This is a genomic window from Acetobacter ghanensis (assembly GCF_001499675.1).
GTDB lineage: Bacteria > Pseudomonadota > Alphaproteobacteria > Acetobacterales > Acetobacteraceae > Acetobacter > Acetobacter ghanensis.
The window spans coordinates 1,908,982-1,930,171 of sequence record NZ_LN609302.1 but is presented as its reverse complement, the minus strand read 5'-3'; the positions used below and the strand labels follow the sequence as shown (position 1 = coordinate 1,930,171).

The following is a 21,190-nucleotide window of genomic DNA, read 5'->3' as shown; positions in this document are numbered from 1 at the left end:
CTAAATCATACTTTTGTTCATTGGCATGCAGCCGTGCAGAGCCTCAATAACGCAGCATCTGGTTAAGAAAATTCTGCGCCCTGTCCGTTTTGGGAGAGGTAAAAAATGTCTCAGGCGGTGTAATTTCTACAATTTTTCCCTGATCCATAAAAATAATACGGTCAGCAATACGGCGACTAAAAGCCATTTCATGCGTAACGCAGACAGTTGTAATGCCCTGTTCTGCCAGTTCATCCATAATGCTTACCACCCCCACAATGGCCTCGGGGTCCAGTGCGGCTGTTGGCTCGTCAAACAGCATCACTTCCGGCTGCATACACAGGGCGCGGGCAATGGCCACGCGCTGCTGCTGACCACCGGAGAGCTGGATGGGGTATTTATCTGCCTGATCGGGAATACCCACCTGCTCAAGGTAGCGGCGGGCATGGGCTGTGGCCTCTATTCTGGTCATGCGCCTGACACGCATGGGGGCGAGAATGCAGTTCTCCAGAACACTCAGGTGAGGGAACAGATTGTAGTTCTGGAACACCATCCCCACCATGCAGCGGAGCTGAATAGGGTCAGTCTTGTCGTTAATCAGCTTGCCATCAATGGTGAGCGTACCGCTGTCATGCGGTTCAATCCGGTTGAGTGTGCGGATCAGGGTCGATTTTCCCGAGCCGGAAGGACCCAGAACCACAATTTTTTCGCCACGGCTGACATCAAAGTCCAGTCGGTCTAGAGCAACAAACTCCCCAAACAGTTTGCTCATGCCCCGAACGGAGATCATGGGAGGTGTTGTGGATTCATGCTGCATTGGAAACAACCTTTTTGCGATCAGACCAGGAAAAACGCCGTTCCACCCGTTTCTGAAGGAAAAGGAAAAAGAAGACCATGACGAGGTAGTAAACCAGCGCTGCGGCATAATACTCGGTAAAGGCGAATGTCCGGGCGACCTGTATCTGTGTTACGGCCAGCAATTCTTGTAGCGAGATGACCGACGCCAGCGACGTAATTTTTAACAGGTTGATAAACTCGTTAATGGTCGGAGGCAGGGCAATGCGAAAAGCCTGCGGAAAAATAACGCGCCAGTAAATATCGCGTCGGCTGAGGCCTAGTGCGCTTGCACCCAGTTCCTGCCCCGGATCAACCGCACTCAACGCGGCCCGGTTGATTTCGACCTGATAAGCGGATTCATTAATGGACAGGGCCAGAATGGTCGCCAGAAAAGGTGTGAACCACTGCTCCCGAAAAATAGGGAAAAACTGCGGCACAGCATTCCAGATAAAGAGAAGTTGGAGCAACGTCGGTGCCGCCCGGAACAGGGAAACGTACCCTTCCAGCACAACTTTAAGCACAGATTTTTGCGGACTGTTCAGCACAATGGCGATCGGCACAGAGAGTGTGATGGCAATAATGTGTGAGATCAGGGCCACGCTAAGTGTAATAAGGGCGCCATGCAGGAAGGCCGTGGACGTAAGAGCGGAAAAAAATGCCCCCCAGTCAAACATTCCGCCTGCTGCGCTCTCATCCGCTCCGTTCTTTGTGGACTGGTCGGTAACAGACCACTTGGTGCGGAGTGTTTGCAGCGTGCCATCGCTATCCAGCGCCGATATGGCGTTCTGAAGTAGCGTCTTATCCTGCGGATTCTGGCGGATATAAATGGCAAAATGGCGGTAATCTGGAATGTCTGGGGTAATCAGGACGTGCAGTTTGTCCCGCAACTGGCGCATACGGTAAAAAAGTTCAACATCCTGACTGACAAAGGCAAAAACACGCCCGATGAGCACCTGCTGCACGACCTGCTCTTCGGTCGGGTATTGCTGGATAATCATGGGGGGCTTACCCGCAGCAACCAGAGCATCGTTAACCACGCCTAGCCGGGTTACGTAGCTGGTGCCGGATTCCACCGCGACATTTTTACCCGCGAGTTCATCCATGCTGGTCAGGGACGGAGTACCTTTACGGCCGACTACAACCAACGCCGTATCCTGATACGAAACAGCGTCAAAACTTTTTTCCCGTGCAGGTGTGCGGATAATGCCGCTCATGACCAGACCGCATCGTTGGGCGGACAGGCTGGGGAACAGGCCCGTAAAGTCCATTGTGACAACAGACAGGCGGGCATGCCAGCGTGTGGCCAGCGCCTGTGCTACGTCTATGTCAAACCCTTCCGGGTGAGAGACATCCTGCCCTTTTACAAACGTCATGGGGGGCAGTGTGGGGTTGGTGCAAATGGTCAGCGTGCCGTCCTGCACAAATGAGGGCACCTGTTCAGCCCGTGCTGCGCCATGCAGTCCGGCGGTTGCAACAAGTGCGCCAGCAAGGGCGGCAACGGGGCGGAGCCTGCGCATGAATGGCAGGCGAGAAAAAAAGCTGGTCATTAATATGAAGCTTCCAGAAGGGTACGGAACGTCTCGACCATCAGGCTGGTTTCGGGAGACGTGCGCGCCAGAAAATGACAGCAGGTGATCAGGCGCAGATCGTTAAAAACAATCCGGCGCAGCAGCCCCTGCGCAACAAGAGGGGCTGCAAACACTTCGGGCAGAAAGCCAATGTAACTGCCAGAAAGAATAAGTAGCGCGCGTGCATCTACCCTGTCGGCCTTGGCGCGGTAGGTGAAGAGCGGGCGAATTTCCTCCCATCGATCAGAGGTAGCGGCATCAGCGACACTGACCATGCTATGGCTGGTCAGAACATCAAGCGTGATGTCTTCTTCTGGCATGTGGAAGAGAGGGTGGCGGGAACCACAGAAAAGGTAAGAGGCCTCAGCCACAAGCGGGCGACACCCCAGCGGGGCCTGCCCCTGTGCGTAAAGGGCTATGCCAGCGGTTGCCTGCCCGGTCATGACGGCAACTTCCACCTCCTTGGTGGAGGCAGAGTGCAGGTTCATGAACACACCGGGGTGGCTTTGCGTAAAGGTGTGAATGGCTTTGACAAGGGGGGTCTCGCCATGGGTCTGGATGTTGTCGGGCACATACAGGTTGAACGTGCCGCTCAGCATCCCACTGGTCTGGTTGATCTGCTGGCGGAAGTGTTCAAGGTTCACAAAGAGCTTACGGGTTGCCTCCAGCACTTCGCGCCCTTCGTCCGTTAGGGCAAAACCACTGCGGCCACGTAGGCAGATTGTCAGACCAAGGCGGGTTTCCAGCGCAGAAATATCGAGACTGATGGAAGATTTGCTTTTGCCCAGCGTAATTTCGGCCGCACTGAAGCCACCCTGTTCCGCTACTGTGTGAAAGACACGCAGCAACCGCAGATCAATTTCTGAAACATGCCCCTGAAAGCCGCGCGGTCTTTTTCTGAGGCGGGGTGTTTTATGGCTGCTTCCCGTCATGGTTTGAATGCTCCTGTCGGATGGGGCGTCAAGAAGAGGGCGGAAGGTGCTGCCAAATGCTCCTGTTTTATGCTGGCAAACCGTTATTGTTCTTTATCCAGAATAATTATGGCGTGGAAAATATACGATGGGAAGAGAGAACCGGCGCAAAGCATAAACATGCCCGCTGATGAGAATGAGGAAATGACGGTTTTCTGCGTTGTTTGGGTATGTTTGCGAAAAAACTAAAGTAAACTCATGTCGGTTCATATTGGGTCCGAAACAAGGCTCGGATAGCCTGCAAGGGAAAACAGATACCTTGGGGATTTTTAAGACATGGCTGCAAACAGGTGGTTTATTGATAGCGAAACCGGTGTGCTGACAGATGTTCTTCTATGCCCGCCGGATTATTATGAATGGATTCCGAGTAACGACATCGCCATTCAGACGATGGCAGGCGGTGGCAGCATCGACCGGAACATCCTGCGCAGTCAGTTTGATGAACTGGTCTCAACCCTTAAGGGGGCGGATGTTTCCTGCCATTTTCTGACGCCGCATGAAGGTATGCCGTACGAGGTTTATACCCGCGACAGTTCACAGACCACGCCTTTTGGCACGGTAGTGACCAGCCTTTCCCGCCCGGAGCGGGTGGGGGAAGAAAAGGAAATCCGCACGTTCTATGCGCCGGATGAAATCTGGCGCACCTGCACCGCAGGGCGCATTGAGGGCGGAGATATTCACATTATCCGCCCCGGCCTTCTGGCCGTTGGGGTCAGCGGTGGACGCACGGATACAAAGGGTGCTGCTGAATTTATCAGTTGGTTTGAAGAGGCAGGATGGACCTGCCGGATGATCCATTTCCCCGAACATTTCCTGCATCTGGACGTTATTTTCTGCATGGTTGCGGAAAATCTGGCCATTGCGGCGGTGGATGTGCTGGATGAGGCGGATCTGGACTGGTTCCGCGAGCAGGGTATTCGTATTTTGCCAGTTACCTACCGTGAGGCCATGCGGGATATGGGCTGCAATGTGCTGGCGCTTGGCCGGGACAGGGTTGTAAGCCCACGCCATTCTGTGCGTATCAATGAGATGCTGCGCGCAGAGGGGCTGACAGTGCTTGACCCTGAACTCAACCAGTTCTCCCGCGGTGGGGGAAGCATCCATTGCATGACCATGCCTCTGCGTCGGCAGTCTTTGCAAAGCGCGTAAGTTTATTAGTGTAAGGAGCTTGGGGACATGTCTGCACGAATAGTGATCAGCGCGGATGGTGAAAAAGCGTTTGAAAGCTGGCGGCAGGCATTCGCCTCGGTTGCACCAGAGGTGGAAGTCTGTTCGTGGTATGACCCCACATGGGAGCCGCGTCCAGACGACTATGCTCTGGTCTGGAAACCAAAGCCAGAACACATGGAACGACTGGCCCAGATGAAGGGCATTGTCTGTACTGGCGCTGGCGTTGACCATCTTCTGGCGCATACGGGTTTTCCCCGCCATGTGCCACTCGTGCGCATGGGCGGGGAACAGACCGCCCGACTTATGGCGGACTATGTCTTATGGGCTGTTATTGGCCTGCTGCGGGATGCCCGCACATGGGCTGTTCAGCAGCAGCAGGGCCTATGGCGTAATAACGTACGCAGTCAGCCTTCCAATATGACCCGAGTTGGCGTTATGGGGCTGGGGCATCTGGGTGCTTATGTGGCACAGGTTTTGGCAAATGTGGGGTTTTGCGTATCCGGCTGGAAGCGCTCGCCTGCTGAGCTGGATGGTGTGACCGTTAAGCACGGTATGGAGAATTTACCGGCTTTTCTGGCCGATGTGGATGTTCTGGTTAATCTTCTGCCCGCAACGCCCGCAACCGATGGGTTGATTGACTACACATTCCTTAGTCATTTGCCCAAAGGCGCAGGTTTTGTGAATGTTGGGCGTGGGCGCCACGTTGTGCAGGAAGATCTGCTGAGAGCATTGGATGATGGTACGTTGTCTGGTGCTGTTCTGGATGTTGTCACGCCAGAACCTCTGCCGGAGAGCAATGCCCTATGGCGCCACCCTCGGATTACAATAACCCCCCATGTGGCGTCTGAAGCCTCGCGCGGGATGCAGGCCCGTTACGTGGCGGATGTTGTAGCCTGCCTGGCGCAGGGCGAAAAACCGGCGCTGTTATGTGATGTTAAGCGTGGTTACTAACAAATAGCTTGAAACGGGGAATGGACAGGATATGAGCCAGCACGCCAACCTGACAATTAACGGACAGGCCCTGTGGCATGACCTTGTAACAACCGCAGCTTTTGGTGGAACGGAAAAAGGCGGGGTATGCCGCCTTGCGCTGACGGACGAGGACGCACAGGTAAGGGCTTGGTTCGAACAGACCTGTAAAGCGCTCGGCTGCACAGTGACCTATGATTCCATGGGCAACCAATTTGCTCGCCGCGCAGGCACCCAAAGTGACTTGCCTCCCATTATGATGGGTAGCCACCTTGATACACAGGTCACTGGGGGGCGCTTTGATGGCATTCTGGGTGTGCTGGGCGGTGTTGCCGTGTTGCGTGCGCTGCATGATGCAGGTGTAAGCACACAGCACCCGCTGGAGGTGGTCAACTGGACCAACGAGGAAGGTGCACGCTTTACCCCACCCATGCTGGCTTCGGGGGTTTTTGGCGGTGCATTTACAGAGGAATTTGCTGGCAGCCGGGCTGACGCCGCAGGTGTGACCTTGCGGCAGGAACTGGAACGTGGTGGTTTTGTTGGTGCGGAACAATGCGGGCAGCACCCTGCAGCGGCCTATTTTGAACTGCATATTGAGCAAGGTCCCGTGCTGGAAGCCGAGGAACGCACCATAGGTGTTGTGACCGGTGTTCAGGGTATGCGTTGGTATGAGGTGGTGGTGCGTGGGCGGTCCGCTCATGCGGGAACCACGCCCATGCCCATGCGCAAGGATGCCCTTCTGGCAGCCGCCCGTATGATTGAGCAGGTCAATGCCGTGGCGCAGGATTATGCGCCAGATGGGCTGAGCACAATTGGCATTATTACGGCGTTGCCGGCTAGCAGCAATGTTGTTCCGCGTGAGGTGCGTTTTACAGTTGACCTGCGTAATCCGTCCGAACCGGTCTTGCAGGCTATGGAGCAGGACTTTTTGCAGCGTATGCAGGCTTGTGCGCAGACCAGCGGTGTGCAGGTGGAAGTAACGCCCACGTGGAATTCGCCCGCCGTGCATTTTGATACACGCTGTGTTGCTTGTGTTAAGGACAGCACGCAGGAACTTGGTTACACCATGCGGGATATTGTTTCAGGCGCAGGGCATGATGCGGTGTATGTCTCCCGCGTGGTCCCTACAGCGATGATCTTTGTTCCCTGTCTTCATGGTATCAGCCACAATGAGGCGGAAAGTGCAACGCCTGAGGATGTGACGGCGGGTAGCAATGTGTTGCTTCATGCTGTTATGAAGGCAGATGAGGTATTTTAAGAAAACTTATTCCTGAATAAAAGGGAATGAAAAATGGGAGAGAAGGAAATCTTCTCTTCCATTGTTATATGACGTGTAAGAAATCTTCGTTATTTAAGCAGTGTAGACATGTTTTCCATTGCTTTGCAGAATGCCTGCACGTCGCTTGCCGAGCCAACAGTAATGCGCGAGCAGGTTGGCCAGATGCTCCAACTGCGGCCAATAATAATGCCATTTTGTGCAAAAGCGGTTGTTATGGGGCCCGGAGCTTTGCGCCAGTCCACCATCAGCATATTGGCCTCGCTGGGAATGGTCCTGATGCCGTAATGAGACAGGCAGTTCTGCATAATTTTGCGATTGTTGCGTGTTTCCGTGCGGCGTTTTTGAATTTCTGCCGGGTCTTTCAAGCTGGCTGTCCCAATGGCAGTAGCCGGAACAGATAGCATGGTGGTTTGGTAAATGCCGTCATAACGCATCATTCTGTCTTGCAGGTCTGGATGAGCCATACTCAGCCCTAGACGAAGCCCCGCCATGCCAAATAATTTGGAAAATGTGCGAAGCACAATAAGATTACGGCACGACCCGAGTAGCGAAACTGCAGACGGCCTACCGCTGAAGTGCAGGTAGGCCTCGTCCACAACCAATACGGCGTTTTGTGGAATATGGCGGGCAAGCCAAGCAATGTCCTTAATCGGCGTTACGGTGCCCGTCGGGTTGTTGGGGCTGCATATATAATACATGCCCGCCTGCGGGTTTGCTTTGAGCATGGCCCGAACATCTGCCTGATAGCCATTTTCTGGGCGTAGAGGCACCTTGGCGAGGGGGATTTGCAACCATTCCGCAACGCCCCACACGGTTTCGTAAGTTGGATCGCAGGTTACTAGGCCACGTGTGGGGGAGCAGAAGGAAATAACTGTTCTACATAGAGGGTCACTGGAGCCGGGCCAGGGGGTTATCAATTCCGGGGCTATATGGTCATACGCAGCAGCAGACTCAATAAGTGCCTGTCGTTCCTGCCCCGTTAGGTAACGGTTACCGTTAAGCAGTGCTTTCTGCCCTTCTGGGAGTGCGGAGGGAAATGGTCCAGTCCAGAATTCATTGCCATTGAGTAAAATGGAGTTGGCTGGGTAGGTGCCACCGACAGGCAGAGTATCGGCACGTCCCCTGTGCCACGGCATTCCCGCCATAACCGTACCGGCACCCAGAATAAGGGCAATGCGACCGATCTGCCGACGCGAAAATCCTCGTTCCTGAAGTTCCTGCTGTGTGTGTGTTGGCAGAGGGGCGACCATAGTATGTCTCCTGATGGAAAAGGGAGAGGTGCAAAAAGGGCGACACCTCCAGATAAAACCCGGCCTCAAAGCAGGGGATTTCTGTTGTCAGAGTAAGGTGTGGCAGATGTTTTGGAAAAGAGACGAAAAGAAAAGTTTACTTTTGTTATAACTGGAAGGGGTTGCTTATTTTACCATCGTATCGAGAAAACTGTGGATGGCACAAGTTTTATTGTCGTAAATTCAATTACCGGGAGGTCGGGAATTTTTGTAGTCGGAGCGCTGTGTGAATATGAAATACGTATATAATATAATGATTTTTAAAAATATTGTTTGTTTTATTGAGGCGCCTATGTATCGCAATCCAAGATTGCCGATGGACCGGGCACTAAAAAACCGGGCACGCTCGCCCGGTTGATCAATCCCGCGTGACGGGGAGGCAGGTTTATTCTGACAACAACGCTTCGCGCTTCATTTCCAGTTCCAGCCACTTTTCTTCGCACTCTGCCAGCTTTTCCTCAATTTTCTGCAACTCGGTAGAGTGTTTGGTAAAGGCCTTGGGGTCTTTGCTGTAAAGGTCCGGGTCCGCCATGCTTGCGCGATGTGCAGCAGCTTTGGCTTCCAGTTTTTCCATTTCCTTGGGTAGGTTATCCAGAGCAAACTGGTCTTTATAGCTCAGTTTGCGTGCGACCTGTTTGGCAGGTTGCTCGCGTGGTTTGGAAGGTTCCGAAGTGGGGACGGTTTGTGACGTTTCCAAAGGCTGTAGGCCGCGCTGGATCAGCATATCGCTGTAGCCTCCAGCATATTCAATCCATGCCCCTGTTCCATCGGCGGCCAAGACCGATGTGGCGATGCGATCAAGAAAATCACGGTCGTGGCTAACCAGCAGAACCGTGCCATTATAATTGCACAGCATGTCCTGCAAGATATCCAGTGTTTCCAAATCCAGATCGTTGGTGGGTTCGTCAAGAATAAGCAGGTTGGAAGGTTTGGCCAGTGCGCAGGCCAGCATCAGGCGGCCACGCTCTCCGCCAGACAGGGCGCTAACGGGGGTACGCGCCTGTTCAGGCCGGAAGAGAAAGTCCTTCATATACCCGATGACATGCCGCTTTTCGTCCCCGATCTGCACCATGTCACCGCCGCCATCGGTCAATGTTTCGGCCAATGTGCGTTCCGGGTTAAGGGAGCGGCGTTGCTGGTCCAGCGTCACCATGCTCAGGGAAGGGCCAAGGGTTACGGTGCCGCTGTCTGGCTGGTCACCGCCCGTTAGCAGGCGCAGGAGCGTTGTTTTGCCCGCACCATTAGCCCCCACAATACCAAGCCTGTCCCCGCGTAGGACGCGGAGGTTCAGGTCATGGATAACGTGTTTTTCGCCCCATGTTTTGTTCACGTTTTCCGCTACCGCCACAAGACGGCTGGATGTGGCGGCGGACTGCGCATTCAGGGTAACGGTCCCTGTGGCCCTTACGGCCTCACGGCGTGCAGTGCGTAGCGCTGCTAGTTCACGCACACGGCGCACGTTGCGTTTGCGGCGCGCTGTAACGCCGTAGCGCATCCAGTCTTCTTCCCGCGCAATCTGGCGGTCCAGCTTATGGGCGTCGCGTTCTTCCTGCTCCAGCACCTCTTCGCGCCAGGATTCAAAGCGGTCAAACCCTTCATCAAGCCTGCGTGTTATGCCGCGATCCAACCAGACGACTGAGCGGGAGAGCGTGGAGAGCAGTCGCCTATCATGGCTGATCATAACCATGGCAGAGCCAAGGCTGAGCAATTCACGCTCAAGCCATTCAATAGTCGGCATGTCCAGATGGTTGGTGGGTTCGTCCAGCAACAGTATGTCGGGGGCGGCGGCCAGTACACCCGCAATGGCGCAACGGCGCGTCTCACCGCCGGAGAGGTGGGCTGTGCTTTCCTGCCCGGTTAATCCCAGCGCATCCAGCATAGGGGCGGTACGCCATTCCATGCTGGGGTCATCAATTTGTGCCGCAACATAATCTGCCGTTGTGGCGTAAGCGCTCAGATCTGGTTCCTGCGGTAGGTAGCGTAAGGAGGCGCCGGGCTGGAGGAACACACTGCCCGCATCAGGTTGGATAATGCCTGCGGCAATTTTCAGCAGGGTGGATTTGCCAGAGCCATTGCGCCCGACAAGGCACACGCGCTCACCTTTGCCAACAGCAAACCCGGCCCCTTCAAGCAGGGGTTTCCCGCCCAGAGTCAGGGTAATGTCCTGCAGGTGGAGTAAAGGGGGTAGCGCCATAATAGTTTGCCAGCCGTTCCAGAGAAGTCGATCAGGGTTCCGGCAGCTTTTTACCTAACAAATCAGGTCTGAGCTACACCCATACTGCTTACGGCCTGATAGGTGGCAACGGCAAGCGTTAAGGGGTCAAAAGGCTTGGTAATCACAAAACAGGGTTCCAGTTTTTCGCCCGTTAGCAGCCGCTCTGGGTAGGCGGTTACGTAAATGACCGGGACTTTAAAAGTTTCTGTTATCTCAGCTACCGCAGCCATGCCATCACCTCCGGGACCCAGATTGATGTCCGCCAGAATAAGGCCGGGGCGTGTTTGGGCAGCAAGCTGCACGGCATCTGCCTGCGTATGGGCTATGCCCGCCACTTTATGGCCGCACTGCATCACAAGCAGTTCAATATCCATGGCAATAATCGGTTCGTCTTCAATAATCAGGACCGATGTTTGCACCCCCTTATGCAGTTGCTTCTGGGCTGTTTCCAGTTCCTGCACGGCCTGCGCGTGGGGGAGGCCGATAATCCGGGCCGCTGTGTCTATGTTGATTTCTTCCAGCGTTGTCAGCAGTAGCAGTTGCCGCTGGGTGGGGGAGAGGCCGGGGCCCTGTGTCGCCCGTTCAGTCTCGTGCACGGCATAAAGGCGTGATATGGCCTGATAAAGCTGGAGTAGAGGGGTAAAGCCTTCCGCCGGGCGCTGAGAAGTCAGCCCCCTCAGGCTTTCCGCAACCAGCAGGTCGCCTTCGGGCTGGTTGCCTGTCAGGGCCCGTGCATAACGTCTGCCATAAGGGAGAGCCCGGATCAGTCCGTCACGCAGTGACTCTGACATGACAAATCTCCTTATGATTAGGTCATGATAAAAACATACGGTAAAGGCAATGATGCCACGGAGCGGCGTTTGCCGAAAGGGGATGAATCCTGATTAACACACCAAATCCCGATCATGGTGACGTGCGTCTGACTTTCAGGACGGAATTGCTGGCGCTTTTGCCGTCCTTGCGTGGCTTTGCCCGCTTTTTGGCGCGTGACCCATCCATGGCGGATGATCTGGTGCAGGAGACTGTCCTGCGGGCGTTGGACCGTATGACCCAGTTTGAGCCGGGAACGAGCCTGAAGGCGTGGTGCTTTACCATTCTGCGCAATATTTTTTTGGAGCAGAGGCGGCGTGGCAAAAAGGAAAAGGAAGTGCTGGAGCATTATGGGCAGCAGCCTTCCCAGCGTGTCTCTTCTTCTGCGGACGGACGGCAGGAGGTGCAGGAACTGGAGGCTCTGCTTTGGCAACTCACGCCTCTTCTGCGTGAGGCGCTAGTGCTGATTGGCGCGCACGGTATGACTTATGTGGAGGCGGCGGAAATCTGCGAGGTGGATGTTGGCACAATCAAAGCCCGCGTCTCCCGCGCCAGAACCATGCTGCACAAGCTTACGCAAAAACAGGGTAGGAAAGGGGACTAGCGGAAGAAGGATGAGGTGGTGCTCTCGTTTTCGTGATTATAAAAAGAGAGCCAGCATGTAACCTTCTCGGGGTGTTGTTCATTGCTCTGTTAAACGGAAGAAGAGCGGAGTAAAAAAAATGACAGCCTCCTTATTCCACGATCAGGTTATTGCCATTCTGCCTAAGCTGCGTGTGCAGGCGCTGGCCCTAACCCGCAATCGTACTGCAGCGGAAGATCTGGTGCAGGATGCCGTTTGCAATGCCCTTGCCGCTCAGGACAGTTTTATTCAGGGAACAAATTTTGGGGCGTGGATGCACCGTATCCTGCGCAACCGCTTTATTTCCGACCTGCGCAAAAAGCGCGAAACGACGGATATTGATGACGCGCCCCAGTCCACGCTGGCCGTTGCTGCCCGGCATGATGACAGGCTCTCCCTTATGGAGTTGGATGCAGCGCTTGCACGTCTGCCAGACGACCAGCGGGAGGCTTTGGTGCTGGGGGTTATTGAAGGAATGAGCTATCAGGAACTGGCAGAAATGTCAGGCTGCGCGGTCGGCACGGCCAAGAGTCGCGTTTTCCGCGCCCGGCGTCAGCTGGAAGTCTGGTTAACAGGGGAAGAAACCGTGTCCGATGCGGGTGGGCGGAAAAAGAGCGAACGCATGCACGCAAAGGCAACCAGAGCGGCAACTGGGGCACGGTCGGGTTCCTCTCATATGAGTATCGCAGCAGTCTGAACATGGCGCATGCTGAGCTTGCAAGATGCAGGTATGACGGGGATGAATTGCCTGTCCCGCATGTGGCGGCGTCAGGCAACCAACGGCAGGACCATCAGTTCGGAATGGGAAAGAGTATGGACGGCGCTCCCCCCCGCAAAGGCAGGCAGTCTCGGGACCAGGCTTTTGATGTCTGGCTGAAGCGTGGCCTGCATCAGCTTTTTGATGATGTAGTGAATGAACCGGTGCCTGAGGAGCTGTTGAAGCTGATTGAGGAAGATCGGAGCAAGCAGGACTGAGCCGTTTGTCTGTTTTTTCATGGCTGGGGCGGACGGCTCGGCGCATGGGGGCCTCGCTCATGTTCGGGCTTGGTCGCGTGTTTATCACCACCAGTGCGCGCATGCGGGTGCTCATCTGCCTTTCCGGCATTCCGGTACTCGCTATTGGCGCGGTTTTGGCGCTGCGTAATTATCAGGAAGTCAAGGTCGGCAGCGCCCAGCGTGCGGTGGCCGCCATTCTGCGGCTGGACCAGCAGTTCCGGCATGATACGGACCGCTTGCGGAGTGCGCTGGAAACAATAGGCAACATGGATCTGACCAATGATCAGATCGTCCATGCGCTCAGGCTGGCCGAAACCATTAGTGGGCAGCGGTACTGCTTTTTGGCTGTTCTGAATGAAAAAGGGGAAAAACTCGATTCTGTTTCTCCATCAGGGCGTTCCTGCGCGGAAGTAGGCACCCTGACGCCACCGGCACGCATTAACGCGACGGTTATGGAGGCCGTGCAGAAAAGCGGCGGCGCCGAGGATAACGGGGCTTTTTTGCGCATTACGGTCCCTGCGGCGTTTCTGGCAGAGCCGGAGGCGCATGGGTTTTTGGTCGGTATTCTACAAATATCGCGGACGCGGGCCTATTTGGGTGGCGCATCTGGCTGGGAGGTCTTCTCAGACGATTCAAACCCCGTTCAGGCGTGGCTGTTGATGCATGATGGGGAGCTTTTCCCCGTCTGTACAAATTGCGACTGGGAGCCACCACCATCGGATCTGGTGCTCAGCCTGAAGGAAAAGCTGGAAAAAAGTGATCGTTCAGTTGTGTCCTTTCCTTCCATGCAGGGAGGATACGCGCTGGGTGGTATTGCCGGTGGGGCAGATATTTTTGTTTCCACACAGCGGACCCCCATAGAGGCAGACGCCCTGCGGGCCATGGTTTTCCAGATTGCCGCCCTTTTGTTCCTGCTTGCGGCCGGATTGGTGGGGGTTACTCTTGCTGCCAACATCGTGCTGGTATGGCCCTTGCGGCGGCTGACGTATTCGGTGCGGAAATGGCAAACGGAAGGCGTGTTTGACGGTCGCGTTACGCGCTCCATGCCGCTTGAGCTTCAGCGGCTCGGACAGGCATTCACGCGGGCGACGCAACGCCTCTCACGCCATGAAGCGCGGTTGAAGAAGGCCATGGCGCATCAGGAGCTCCTGATGAAGGAAATCCATCACAGGGTAAAAAACAACCTGCAGATTGTGGCGTCTTTGCTTAACCTTCAGGCCAACCAGATTGCACACCCGGAAGTCAGGGCTGAGTTTGCTCTGGCGCGTGACCGAGTCCGCGCGTTGGCTACTCTGCATCGTACACTCTATGCGGAAGATTCACTGACCAGCCTGAATATGGCTGTGTTTCTTAAGGACCTGTGTGAGCAGACTTTCCATGTCGCGGGGGAGGCGGACGCAGGTCGTATTCGCCTAGATGTGGAGTCAGACAGTTTTTGGATGGACCCGGATCAGGCCGTGCCACTCGCGCTGATCGTGACCGAGGTGGTTACAAACTCCATTAAATATGCCTTTCCCGATGGGCGGGAAGGGGTCATTCGGGTTTGTCTGACAAAAAAAGGCAATCTGGTCACATTGAACGTGGGTGACAATGGAGTTGGCTGTTCGTTTGACCCACCATCTGGAACGCAGGGGATCGGGCTCAAGCTTATTCACGGTTTTGCCAGACAGCTAAAGGCATCTTTGAGTTATAGCGGCAAAGATGGCGTGCTGTTTACGCTGCTCATCCATCTGGATAAAGCTGAAAACCACCAAAACTAGGGCGGTTGCTGGATGCTGGCATGTCTTCCATGCAGCGGGGAATGGCGATCTAAACTGTTGCGTCCTTGGCAGAGCAGTATAAACGCTGTCTGTCATGAGGAACGAGAAAGCAGCAATTCGTAACTGGACGCGCCTCCAGTCGCGTCTTGGTCGTCAGGCAGCGCGATCAGTGGTTGGGTCCGGGCTGCTCTCCAGTCTTGCTGGTATCGGGCAGGCCTGGTGTGTAGCTGTTGTTCTGGGCCATGCCCTTGTGGCTTGGCAGGGAGATGTGCAGGGGGCGGCTTTTCCCGCATGGCCTTTTCTGCTCTTCCCGGCTTTGGCCATTCTACGCGCCCTGTGCATGATCAAGGCCGATATGGCCGCTGCGCAGGCTGGCATTATGGCCCGACGGCGTCTGCGCGGAGAAGTTCTGGCTTCTATCCTGACTGGCGGCCCTGCGTTGCTTCGGCGTACACATAGCGGCGTGCTTGCCTCTATTGTGGTGGACCGGATAGAGGCACTGGATGGGTTTTTTGGGCGCTGGGTGCCTGCTTCCGTATTGTGGATTGCTGGTCCTCTGCTCATTCTGGTGCCTGTAGGGATTGTTCAGCCCCGTGCCGCTCTTATTCTGGGTGCGTGCGGTGCGGCTGTGCCCTTTGGGCAGGCCCTTTTCGGTATTGGGGCCGCAGTGGCCTCGCGCAATCAGTTCCTCGCCATGACGCGGCTTCAGGCTCGCTTTCTTGACCGCATCAAAGGGATTGCCACGATCGTTCTGGCTGGTCGCACGGACGATGAGACCCGTCGTCTGGGGGACGCCGCAGAAGAACTGCGTGTTCGTACCATGAAGGTGCTGCGGGTGGCATTTCTGTCTTCCGCGTCAATCGACTGCGCCATGGTTGTCGCGTTTATTCTGCTTGCAGTGCTGGATGGCCGACAGGCTTTGGCAATGCAGGCCAGTGGTCCTTCTCCGGCATTGTTGCATGTTGTGATCGCCAGTCTATTTGCCCTTTTGGCGGTGCCTGAATTTTTTGCGCCATTGCGTGGTCTGGCGCTGGCATATCAGGACAGGGCACATGCTCAAGGGGCTGCTACGGCTATTCTGGACCTCCCCGAAGTGGCGGAGCGCCCGGTGCTGGAAGGGGCCAGAACAGTCAACGCCAATGGCGTAAGAGTGGCGTTTGATGATGTCAGTTTTACGTGGGACCCGGCTCGCGGTCCCGCGCTGGAGCATGTGAGCTTTACCGTCCCCGCGGGAGAAACTCTGGTCCTCGCCGGTGCGTCTGGTGCTGGTAAGTCCACCATTATGGAACTGTTGTTGGGCTTTATTACCCCGCAGAGCGGCCGTGTACTCTTTAATGGGGCCCCTTTGCAGACCATAGTGCCAGATGCCCTGTCCCGTGTGGTTTCATGGATTGGACAAAAACCTGTTCTGTTCGCTGGGTCATTGCGGGATAATATCCTCTTTGCCAAACCGGATGCCGATGAGCGGGAACTGGCCAATGCTCTGCGTTCTGCCGCAGTGGACGAGTTTCTGCCTTCTTTGCCCGATGGGCTGGATACGCAAATTGGGGAAGGCGGGTTCGGTCTTTCTGGAGGGCAGGCGCAACGTATTGCTATTGCACGGGCTTATCTGAAAAATGCGCCAGTCTTGCTGTTGGACGAACCCACGGCACATCTGGACCCTGCGACTGAAAAAAGCGTGTTTGAGAGCCTGCAACGCCTTGCTGTGGGGCGGACGGTTATTCTCGCCACGCATTCCGCTGCTGCGCATATGTTCAAGGGGCGGCGGGTCGACCTTCAAAATGGGCGTGTCGTAAGTCGGCAGGGGGCTGCATAACATGACAACGCAAAATCAGACCGTCGCTGACCAGGCGCATGTGCAGACTGCTGCGCCGGTCGCGTCCACGTCATCCCGATACACGGACTGGCAGGCTATTGGCGTCATATTCCGCCTCTGGCGCAGGCAGGGTGTCAGGCTTGTTGTCGGTATGTTGTTGGCATTGGCTGCACTCGCTTGCGGGCTTGCGCTTATGCAGGTGTCGGGTCTGCGTCTGGCTGGGTGCGTGCTGGGCGAACTGGTCGTGACAACTGCCTTGTTGCGTTGGGTCGGTGCAGGGCGCGTTTTACTCCGCTACGCTGAACGCCTTTTTGCGCATGATGCCATGTTCCGCGCATTGGCGGATCTGCGGGTATGGTTCTTCCATTCTCTGGCGCGTGGTGCCGCAGCGGGTCTTGGCTTTCGCCGTGCGGGGGACATGTTGTCCCGTCTGGTATCGGATATTGGCACGCTGGACGGGCTTTACCTGCGCATTGTTGTGCCATTGGTTTGTGCGTGCCTGACCTTTCCGGCCCTGTTGGTTATTGTCGGGCGTCAGAGCCTTATTCTTGGTTTGTGCGTGGGTGCATTGTTTGCCTGTGCATCTTTCCTCGTTCCGTGGTTGATCGCACGCTCTGGTCAGAAAGCCGCGGATCAGGCCGCCCATCTGCTGGCGCATTTACGGATTTCCGTGCTGGATCTGGTTGGTGGCTTGCGTGAAATCCGGGCTTTTGGTGCGGAAGGGCGTATGCTTGCGCGCGTTCAGGCGGCGGATGCGGCGCTGCTGCAAGGACAGATGGCGCTGGCCCGCCGTGCGGCCTTTGCGAACGCGCTGGCCTTCCTGTTCGGGCAGATCGCTGTCTTTTTGGTGCTGTTGGCCATTGGCGGCATTATGTTGCCCAAGCTGCATGGGCTGGAAGGTGTGAGCGTTCTGTTCCTGACAGTCGCGGCATTTGAAAGCGCGGTGTCTTTGACGCGCGCCGGGTTGCAGGCCGGTATTATGGGCGCATCTGCCCGCCGGGTGGTGGAAATGGCCGTGCAGCCAGCCGCCGTAGGGCAACAGGCTGCGCAGAAGGATGCGCCGGCCAGTACGGACATTCGGCTGGATAATGTGCGTTTTCGCTGGGCGGAGGATCGTCCTTGGGTTCTCAAAGGGCTGTCGCTTGAAATCCCAGCGGGTAGCCGGGTGGCCATTCTGGGGCCATCGGGTGCAGGTAAGTCCAGCCTTGCTGCCCTCCTGCTCCGTGCAGCTACACCTCAGGACGGCCAAATTTTTCTGGGTGGGGAAGATATAACGACCATCCGTCCAGACTCCGTGCGGAGCAAGATGGCGTGGCTTTCGCAGGCAACGCATCTGTTTGATGATACTATTCGTGCAAACCTGCTGCTCGGTCGGCCAGACGCATCCGAAGATGACTTGTGGAAAGCGCTTGATCAGGCCGCTATTTCCGATGTGGTGCGTAACTTGCCAGAAGGGTTGGATACGTGGGTGGGTGAAGGCGGCATTCGCCTGTCTGGTGGGCAGGGGCGGCGTGTTGCTCTAGCCCGTACACTACTTGCTCCGGCCCCCATCCTTATTCTGGATGAACCAGCGACGGGGCTTGATGCCCAGACAGAGCAGGATTTCCTTCGGACGTTGAACACCGTCACCGAAGGGCGCACGGTTATTCTGATTGCCCATCGCCTTACGGGTGTGGAAAAGCTTGACCGTATCTGGCGTCTGTCTGACGGGTTGGCAAAAGCCGCTGCGGCTTAGGGCTGCTGCAAACGCGGTTGACGCCAACACGTGGGCGGGGCACCAGATAAGGTGGTATTGTTTTGGTAATTCAGGAATGATCATTATGCGCCGCCTTTTTTCTGTTGCCTGCCTGAGTCTTCTGGCCGCCTGTGCAACGCAAGCTCCTCGTAAATATATTGTCTTCTTTTCAAATCAGTCGGCTGAACTTGATCAGGCCGGGCAGGACGTAGTCGCGCAGGTTGCGCAGGAAGCGGACAAGCATCCTTCCCGCGTGGTGCGGGTTGAAGGTTATGCAGGGGCTGGCAAAGACCTTTCTGCCGATGCGTGGGTCGCCATTCAGCGTGCCAAAGCCGTTACCGCCAAGTTGCAGGAAGATGGCGTTCCGAGTAACCGCATTGTGCAAACACCCCGTGCTCCTTCCAACATGGAAGGCATGGTTGTCGGGGCCCGTCGTGTAGAGATCGAACTGACAAGCCCCTGATCGCCATGGACGAAAGAGAGCCTGCATTCGCTGAAATTCCTCCGTATGAACCGCCTGCGGCTTATACGGAGGGAGGTCCGCCGCGGGATCGGTTCTGCAACCGGTCGGTGCAGGAGGTTTTGCAGGCTGTTTTCGGGTTTCCGGGGTTTAGAAGCCTTCAGGCGCAGGCGGTTGACTGCGCCATGCAGGGGCAGGACGCTCTAGTCCTTATGCCTACGGGCGGGGGCAAAAGTGTCTGCTACCAGATCCCTGCCTTATGCCGCCCCGGTATGGGGTTGGTAATTTCGCCCCTTATTGCCTTAATGGACGATCAGGTGGCGGGGCTTCGGCAACTTGGGGTCAATGCCGCAGCCCTACATTCCGAACTGGATGAAAACGAATCAGCGCAGATCAGGTCCGATCTGGCAAATGGTCGCGTGGATTTGCTGTACATTTCGCCCGAGCGGCTTTTATCTTCCGGGACGCTGGATCGGCTAACACGTATCCCCCTATCTATTATTGCCATTGACGAAGCGCATTGCATTTCTGCTTGGGGGCATGAATTCCGGCCAGAATACCGTGCACTGACGGCTCTTCCGCGGCACTTTCCCAATGTGCCGCGTCTAGCGCTGACCGCCACGGCGGATGAGCGTACGCGTGATGATATTCTGACTGCGCTGGATATGCCTCACGCGCATGTTCTGGTTTCTAGCTTTCATCGGCCCAATCTGAATATTGCCGTCCAGCCCAAAGGGTCGGAATTGAAGCAGTTGCTGGCTGCGTTGGAGCGGTACCGTGAGGATGCGGCAATCGTGTATTGCGGTAGCCGAGCCAGAACGGAGCGGATCGCGGCCTCGCTTAGAGAGCGGGGATGGTCCGCCTTGGCGTATCATGCCGGGTTGTCTCCTGTTGAAAAGCGTGCCGCTTTGCTTCGTTTCCGTTCAGGGGAGCCGCTGGTTATTGTGGCCACGGTTGCCTTTGGCATGGGTATAGACCGGCCAGATGTGCGGGCTGTTGTGCATCTGGATATGCCATCATCACCCGAGGCTTATTACCAGCAAATTGGTCGAGCCGGGCGTGATGGTCTGCCGTCCGACACGGTGCTGCTCTATGGCGGGGAAGATATAGCGCGAGCGCGTTACTGGCTGGACCAATCCTCGGCTCCAGACCACGAAAAACGCATCATGCGCAACCGCCTGGAGGCGATGATTGCGTTTACGGAAACAACGGGTTGCCGCACGCAGGCCCTGCTCCATTGTTTTGGAGAAGAACTGGACCAGCCCTGTGGGCATTGCGATAATTGCCGCCACCCGGTGCTGACGTTTGATGGCACGGAGGCCGCCCGCAAACTCCTGTCGGCCGTATATCGTACGGGGGAGAGTTTTGGTGCTTTGCATGTCATTGCCGTTTTGCGTGCCAAAAGGACGGATGGCGTAAGCCGCAATGGGCACGATCAGCTTTCGGTCTGGGGAATTGGGCAGGACAGGAGCGAGCAGTTCTGGCGCGGTGTGGTGCGCCAGCTTATCGCGCGCGGTGCATTGCGCATAGAAGGTCAATATGGTGGGCTGCGGCTGAACCCAGATATTGCACGCCCCATTCTGCGGGGTGAGCAGACTGTGCCTTTGCGGGCTGATCCGGTGGTAGAGAATGGCGGCAATATAGGGTCCACACGGGGCGAGCGGCAGTCTGTTGCGCTTGATCTGCCAGAAGACCGGGTGCCGCTGTTTGAAGCTTTGCGCAAATGGCGGCGGGAGGAAGCAAAAGAGCAGGAAATACCGCCTTATGTGATTTTCCATGATTCGGTTCTGAAGGATATTGCACTCGAAAAACCGGATGATCTGGATACTTTGGGAGACATCAAAGGGGTTGGGCGGTCCAAACTGGAGCGGTATGGAGAGGCCGTACTGGCCGTTATTGAAGCCGAAGCCACATGAGTAATGCTCTGGAAAAACGACGCAGGCATATTCTTCGGTTGGTTAACCAACAAGGGTATGTCGCCAGCGAGGAGCTGGCCAGAGAACTGGGCGTAACCGTCCAGACTGTTCGGCGGGACGTCAATATTATGGCGGGGCAGGGGCTGCTTGCGCGCCACCACGGAGGCGCGAGTACCCTCTCCCCCGCTGAAAACATTGCCTATTCAGACCGTCAGATCCTCAATTTACATGCAAAGGAAGCCATAGGGCGGGAGGCGGCAAAGGCCATCCCAGATGGCGCATCCCTGTTTGTTAACATAGGCACCACAACCGAAGCTTTTGCCCGGTCCTTGCGCACACACCGAACCTTACGGGTGATTACGAACAATATTCACGTCGCAACTCTGCTGGCTCCAGCACCGGAATGCAGTCTCATCATTACGGGCGGAAGCGTGCGCTTGCGTGACGGGGGAATTGTTGGTCCAGCCGCCGCAGCTATGATTGAACAGTATCGGGCCGATTTTGGCGTTATCGGAATTTCCGGCATAGATGCGGATGGCACGCTGCTGGACTTTGACGCGGATGAGATTAACGCGGCGCAGGCTATTATGCGTAACGCCAGAACGGTCTTCCTGCTGGCGGACCACACCAAATTCTTACGCAGACCCATGGCACGGGTTGGCCATATTTCGCAGGTTAATGCGTTTTTTACGGACCAGATGCCTCCGCCGGGTATTCGGAATATTCTGCGTGAACACGGCGTGCAACTTCATGTCACCAGCAGTTAGGCTTTTTCGTAAAAGAAAGAAATCTGTCCAA

General features: G+C 55.9%; 18 protein-coding genes. 12 read left to right on the top strand and 6 right to left on the bottom strand.

The features are described 5' to 3' along the window. Positions 1–43 precede the first annotated feature (43 nt). From AGA_RS09125 to AGA_RS09115, 3 genes are read right to left on the bottom strand one after another with little or no spacing between them, the layout of a single operon-like run. Positions 44–796 carry an amino acid ABC transporter ATP-binding protein gene (locus tag AGA_RS09125; RefSeq protein WP_059023942.1) on the bottom strand — a complete coding sequence of 251 codons (753 nt, stop codon included), beginning with the start codon at positions 794–796 and terminating at the stop codon, positions 44–46. Continuing rightward, positions 786–2,363: an ABC transporter substrate-binding protein/permease gene (locus AGA_RS09120; protein WP_083503609.1), complete on the bottom strand. Its 1,578-nt coding sequence runs from the start codon at positions 2,361–2,363 to the stop codon at positions 786–788. Before AGA_RS09120 ends, AGA_RS09125 begins: the two co-directional genes overlap by 11 nt. Next, complete coding sequence (locus AGA_RS09115; protein ID WP_059023941.1) at positions 2,363–3,316, bottom strand: LysR family transcriptional regulator; 954 nt, start codon at positions 3,314–3,316, stop codon at positions 2,363–2,365. Before AGA_RS09115 ends, AGA_RS09120 begins: the two co-directional genes overlap by 1 nt. A gap of 315 nt (positions 3,317–3,631) precedes the next feature. Between AGA_RS09115 and AGA_RS09110 the strand changes: the two genes are divergently transcribed. The 3 genes from AGA_RS09110 to AGA_RS09100 are packed head-to-tail and all read left to right on the top strand — an operon-like array spanning position 3,632 to position 6,752. After that, entirely contained in the window at positions 3,632–4,504 is an 873-nt protein-coding gene (locus AGA_RS09110) for a dimethylarginine dimethylaminohydrolase family protein (protein WP_059023940.1), read from the top strand. A 27-nt stretch (positions 4,505–4,531) separates the two neighbouring features. Beyond that, the gene (locus AGA_RS09105; protein ID WP_059023939.1) at positions 4,532–5,476 is read left to right on the top strand and encodes a 2-hydroxyacid dehydrogenase; all 945 of its coding nucleotides are present in this window, start codon (positions 4,532–4,534) and stop codon (positions 5,474–5,476) included. 31 nt (positions 5,477–5,507) lie between these two features. Next, entirely contained in the window at positions 5,508–6,752 is a 1,245-nt protein-coding gene (locus AGA_RS09100; RefSeq protein ID WP_059023938.1) for a Zn-dependent hydrolase, read from the top strand. Between the two features lie 89 nt (positions 6,753–6,841). Here AGA_RS09100 and AGA_RS09095 read toward each other — a convergent pair whose 3' ends face one another. The 3 genes from AGA_RS09095 to AGA_RS09085 all read right to left on the bottom strand — a co-directional run bounded on the left by AGA_RS09095 (position 6,842) and on the right by AGA_RS09085 (position 11,068). After that, the gene (locus AGA_RS09095) at positions 6,842–8,023 is read right to left on the bottom strand and encodes an aminotransferase class I/II-fold pyridoxal phosphate-dependent enzyme (RefSeq protein ID WP_059023937.1); all 1,182 of its coding nucleotides are present in this window, start codon (positions 8,021–8,023) and stop codon (positions 6,842–6,844) included. A gap of 424 nt (positions 8,024–8,447) precedes the next feature. Further along, positions 8,448–10,256, bottom strand: coding sequence for an ABC-F family ATP-binding cassette domain-containing protein (locus tag AGA_RS09090; RefSeq protein WP_059023936.1), 1,809 nt, complete (start codon positions 10,254–10,256; stop codon positions 8,448–8,450). A gap of 62 nt (positions 10,257–10,318) precedes the next feature. Further along, positions 10,319–11,068 carry a response regulator gene (locus tag AGA_RS09085; protein WP_059023935.1) on the bottom strand — a complete coding sequence of 250 codons (750 nt, stop codon included), beginning with the start codon at positions 11,066–11,068 and terminating at the stop codon, positions 10,319–10,321. A 206-nt stretch (positions 11,069–11,274) separates the two neighbouring features. Between AGA_RS09085 and AGA_RS09080 the strand changes: the two genes are divergently transcribed. The 9 genes from AGA_RS09080 (at position 11,275) to AGA_RS09040 (ending at position 21,159) form a co-directional block, all read left to right on the top strand. Then, entirely contained in the window at positions 11,275–11,691 is a 417-nt protein-coding gene (locus AGA_RS09080; RefSeq protein ID WP_231946124.1) for a sigma-70 family RNA polymerase sigma factor, read from the top strand. Between the two features lie 118 nt (positions 11,692–11,809). Continuing rightward, a complete protein-coding gene (locus AGA_RS09075; protein ID WP_059023934.1) occupies positions 11,810–12,406 on the top strand; it encodes a sigma-70 family RNA polymerase sigma factor in 597 nt (198 codons plus the stop codon). A gap of 116 nt (positions 12,407–12,522) precedes the next feature. Then, positions 12,523–12,684 (top strand): NepR family anti-sigma factor, encoded by a 162-nt coding sequence (locus tag AGA_RS14140; RefSeq protein WP_231945768.1) that lies wholly within the window; start codon positions 12,523–12,525, stop codon positions 12,682–12,684. Positions 12,685–12,785: 101 nt separating this feature from the next. Then, complete coding sequence (locus AGA_RS09065; RefSeq protein ID WP_059024796.1) at positions 12,786–14,465, top strand: sensor histidine kinase; 1,680 nt, start codon at positions 12,786–12,788, stop codon at positions 14,463–14,465. Between the two features lie 94 nt (positions 14,466–14,559). Then, on the top strand, positions 14,560–16,281 hold the full coding sequence (gene cydD / locus AGA_RS09060) for a thiol reductant ABC exporter subunit CydD (protein ID WP_059023932.1): 1,722 nt from the start codon (positions 14,560–14,562) through the stop codon (positions 16,279–16,281). 1 nt (position 16,282) lies between these two features. Then, a complete protein-coding gene (cydC, locus tag AGA_RS09055) occupies positions 16,283–18,016 on the top strand; it encodes a thiol reductant ABC exporter subunit CydC (protein WP_083503608.1) in 1,734 nt (577 codons plus the stop codon). Positions 18,017–18,101: 85 nt separating this feature from the next. Continuing rightward, positions 18,102–18,479 carry an OmpA family protein gene (locus AGA_RS09050; protein ID WP_059024794.1) on the top strand — a complete coding sequence of 126 codons (378 nt, stop codon included), beginning with the start codon at positions 18,102–18,104 and terminating at the stop codon, positions 18,477–18,479. A 5-nt stretch (positions 18,480–18,484) separates the two neighbouring features. Next, positions 18,485–20,392, top strand: coding sequence for a DNA helicase RecQ (recQ, locus tag AGA_RS09045; RefSeq protein WP_083503607.1), 1,908 nt, complete (start codon positions 18,485–18,487; stop codon positions 20,390–20,392). Further along, positions 20,389–21,159, top strand: a complete 771-nt coding sequence (locus AGA_RS09040; protein WP_059023931.1) for a DeoR/GlpR family DNA-binding transcription regulator — start codon at positions 20,389–20,391, stop codon at positions 21,157–21,159. The genes recQ and AGA_RS09040 overlap by 4 nt, the downstream gene beginning before the upstream one ends. Positions 21,160–21,190: the final 31 nt, after the last annotated feature.

Excerpts from the sequence above, each read along its gene's own strand:
- recQ (WP_083503607.1), top strand. The coding sequence starts at position 18,485 with ATGGACGAAAGAGAGCCTGCATTCGCTGAAATTCCTCCGTATGAACCG.
- AGA_RS14140 (WP_231945768.1), top strand. The coding sequence starts at position 12,523 with ATGGACGGCGCTCCCCCCCGCAAAGGCAGGCAGTCTCGGGACCAGGCT.
- AGA_RS09105 (WP_059023939.1), top strand. The coding sequence starts at position 4,532 with ATGTCTGCACGAATAGTGATCAGCGCGGATGGTGAAAAAGCGTTTGAA.
- cydD (WP_059023932.1), top strand. The coding sequence starts at position 14,560 with ATGAGGAACGAGAAAGCAGCAATTCGTAACTGGACGCGCCTCCAGTCG.
- AGA_RS09065 (WP_059024796.1), top strand. The coding sequence starts at position 12,786 with ATGCGGGTGCTCATCTGCCTTTCCGGCATTCCGGTACTCGCTATTGGC.
- AGA_RS09110 (WP_059023940.1), top strand. The coding sequence starts at position 3,632 with ATGGCTGCAAACAGGTGGTTTATTGATAGCGAAACCGGTGTGCTGACA.
- AGA_RS09050 (WP_059024794.1), top strand. The coding sequence starts at position 18,102 with ATGCGCCGCCTTTTTTCTGTTGCCTGCCTGAGTCTTCTGGCCGCCTGT.
- AGA_RS09040 (WP_059023931.1), top strand. The coding sequence starts at position 20,389 with ATGAGTAATGCTCTGGAAAAACGACGCAGGCATATTCTTCGGTTGGTT.
- cydC (WP_083503608.1), top strand. The coding sequence starts at position 16,283 with ATGACAACGCAAAATCAGACCGTCGCTGACCAGGCGCATGTGCAGACT.
- AGA_RS09085 (WP_059023935.1), bottom strand. The coding sequence starts at position 11,068 with ATGTCAGAGTCACTGCGTGACGGACTGATCCGGGCTCTCCCTTATGGC.
- AGA_RS09120 (WP_083503609.1), bottom strand. The coding sequence starts at position 2,363 with ATGACCAGCTTTTTTTCTCGCCTGCCATTCATGCGCAGGCTCCGCCCC.
- AGA_RS09125 (WP_059023942.1), bottom strand. The coding sequence starts at position 796 with ATGCAGCATGAATCCACAACACCTCCCATGATCTCCGTTCGGGGCATG.
- AGA_RS09075 (WP_059023934.1), top strand. The coding sequence starts at position 11,810 with ATGACAGCCTCCTTATTCCACGATCAGGTTATTGCCATTCTGCCTAAG.
- AGA_RS09095 (WP_059023937.1), bottom strand. The coding sequence starts at position 8,023 with ATGGTCGCCCCTCTGCCAACACACACACAGCAGGAACTTCAGGAACGA.
- AGA_RS09115 (WP_059023941.1), bottom strand. The coding sequence starts at position 3,316 with ATGACGGGAAGCAGCCATAAAACACCCCGCCTCAGAAAAAGACCGCGC.
- AGA_RS09080 (WP_231946124.1), top strand. The coding sequence starts at position 11,275 with ATGGCGGATGATCTGGTGCAGGAGACTGTCCTGCGGGCGTTGGACCGT.
- AGA_RS09100 (WP_059023938.1), top strand. The coding sequence starts at position 5,508 with ATGAGCCAGCACGCCAACCTGACAATTAACGGACAGGCCCTGTGGCAT.
- AGA_RS09090 (WP_059023936.1), bottom strand. The coding sequence starts at position 10,256 with ATGGCGCTACCCCCTTTACTCCACCTGCAGGACATTACCCTGACTCTG.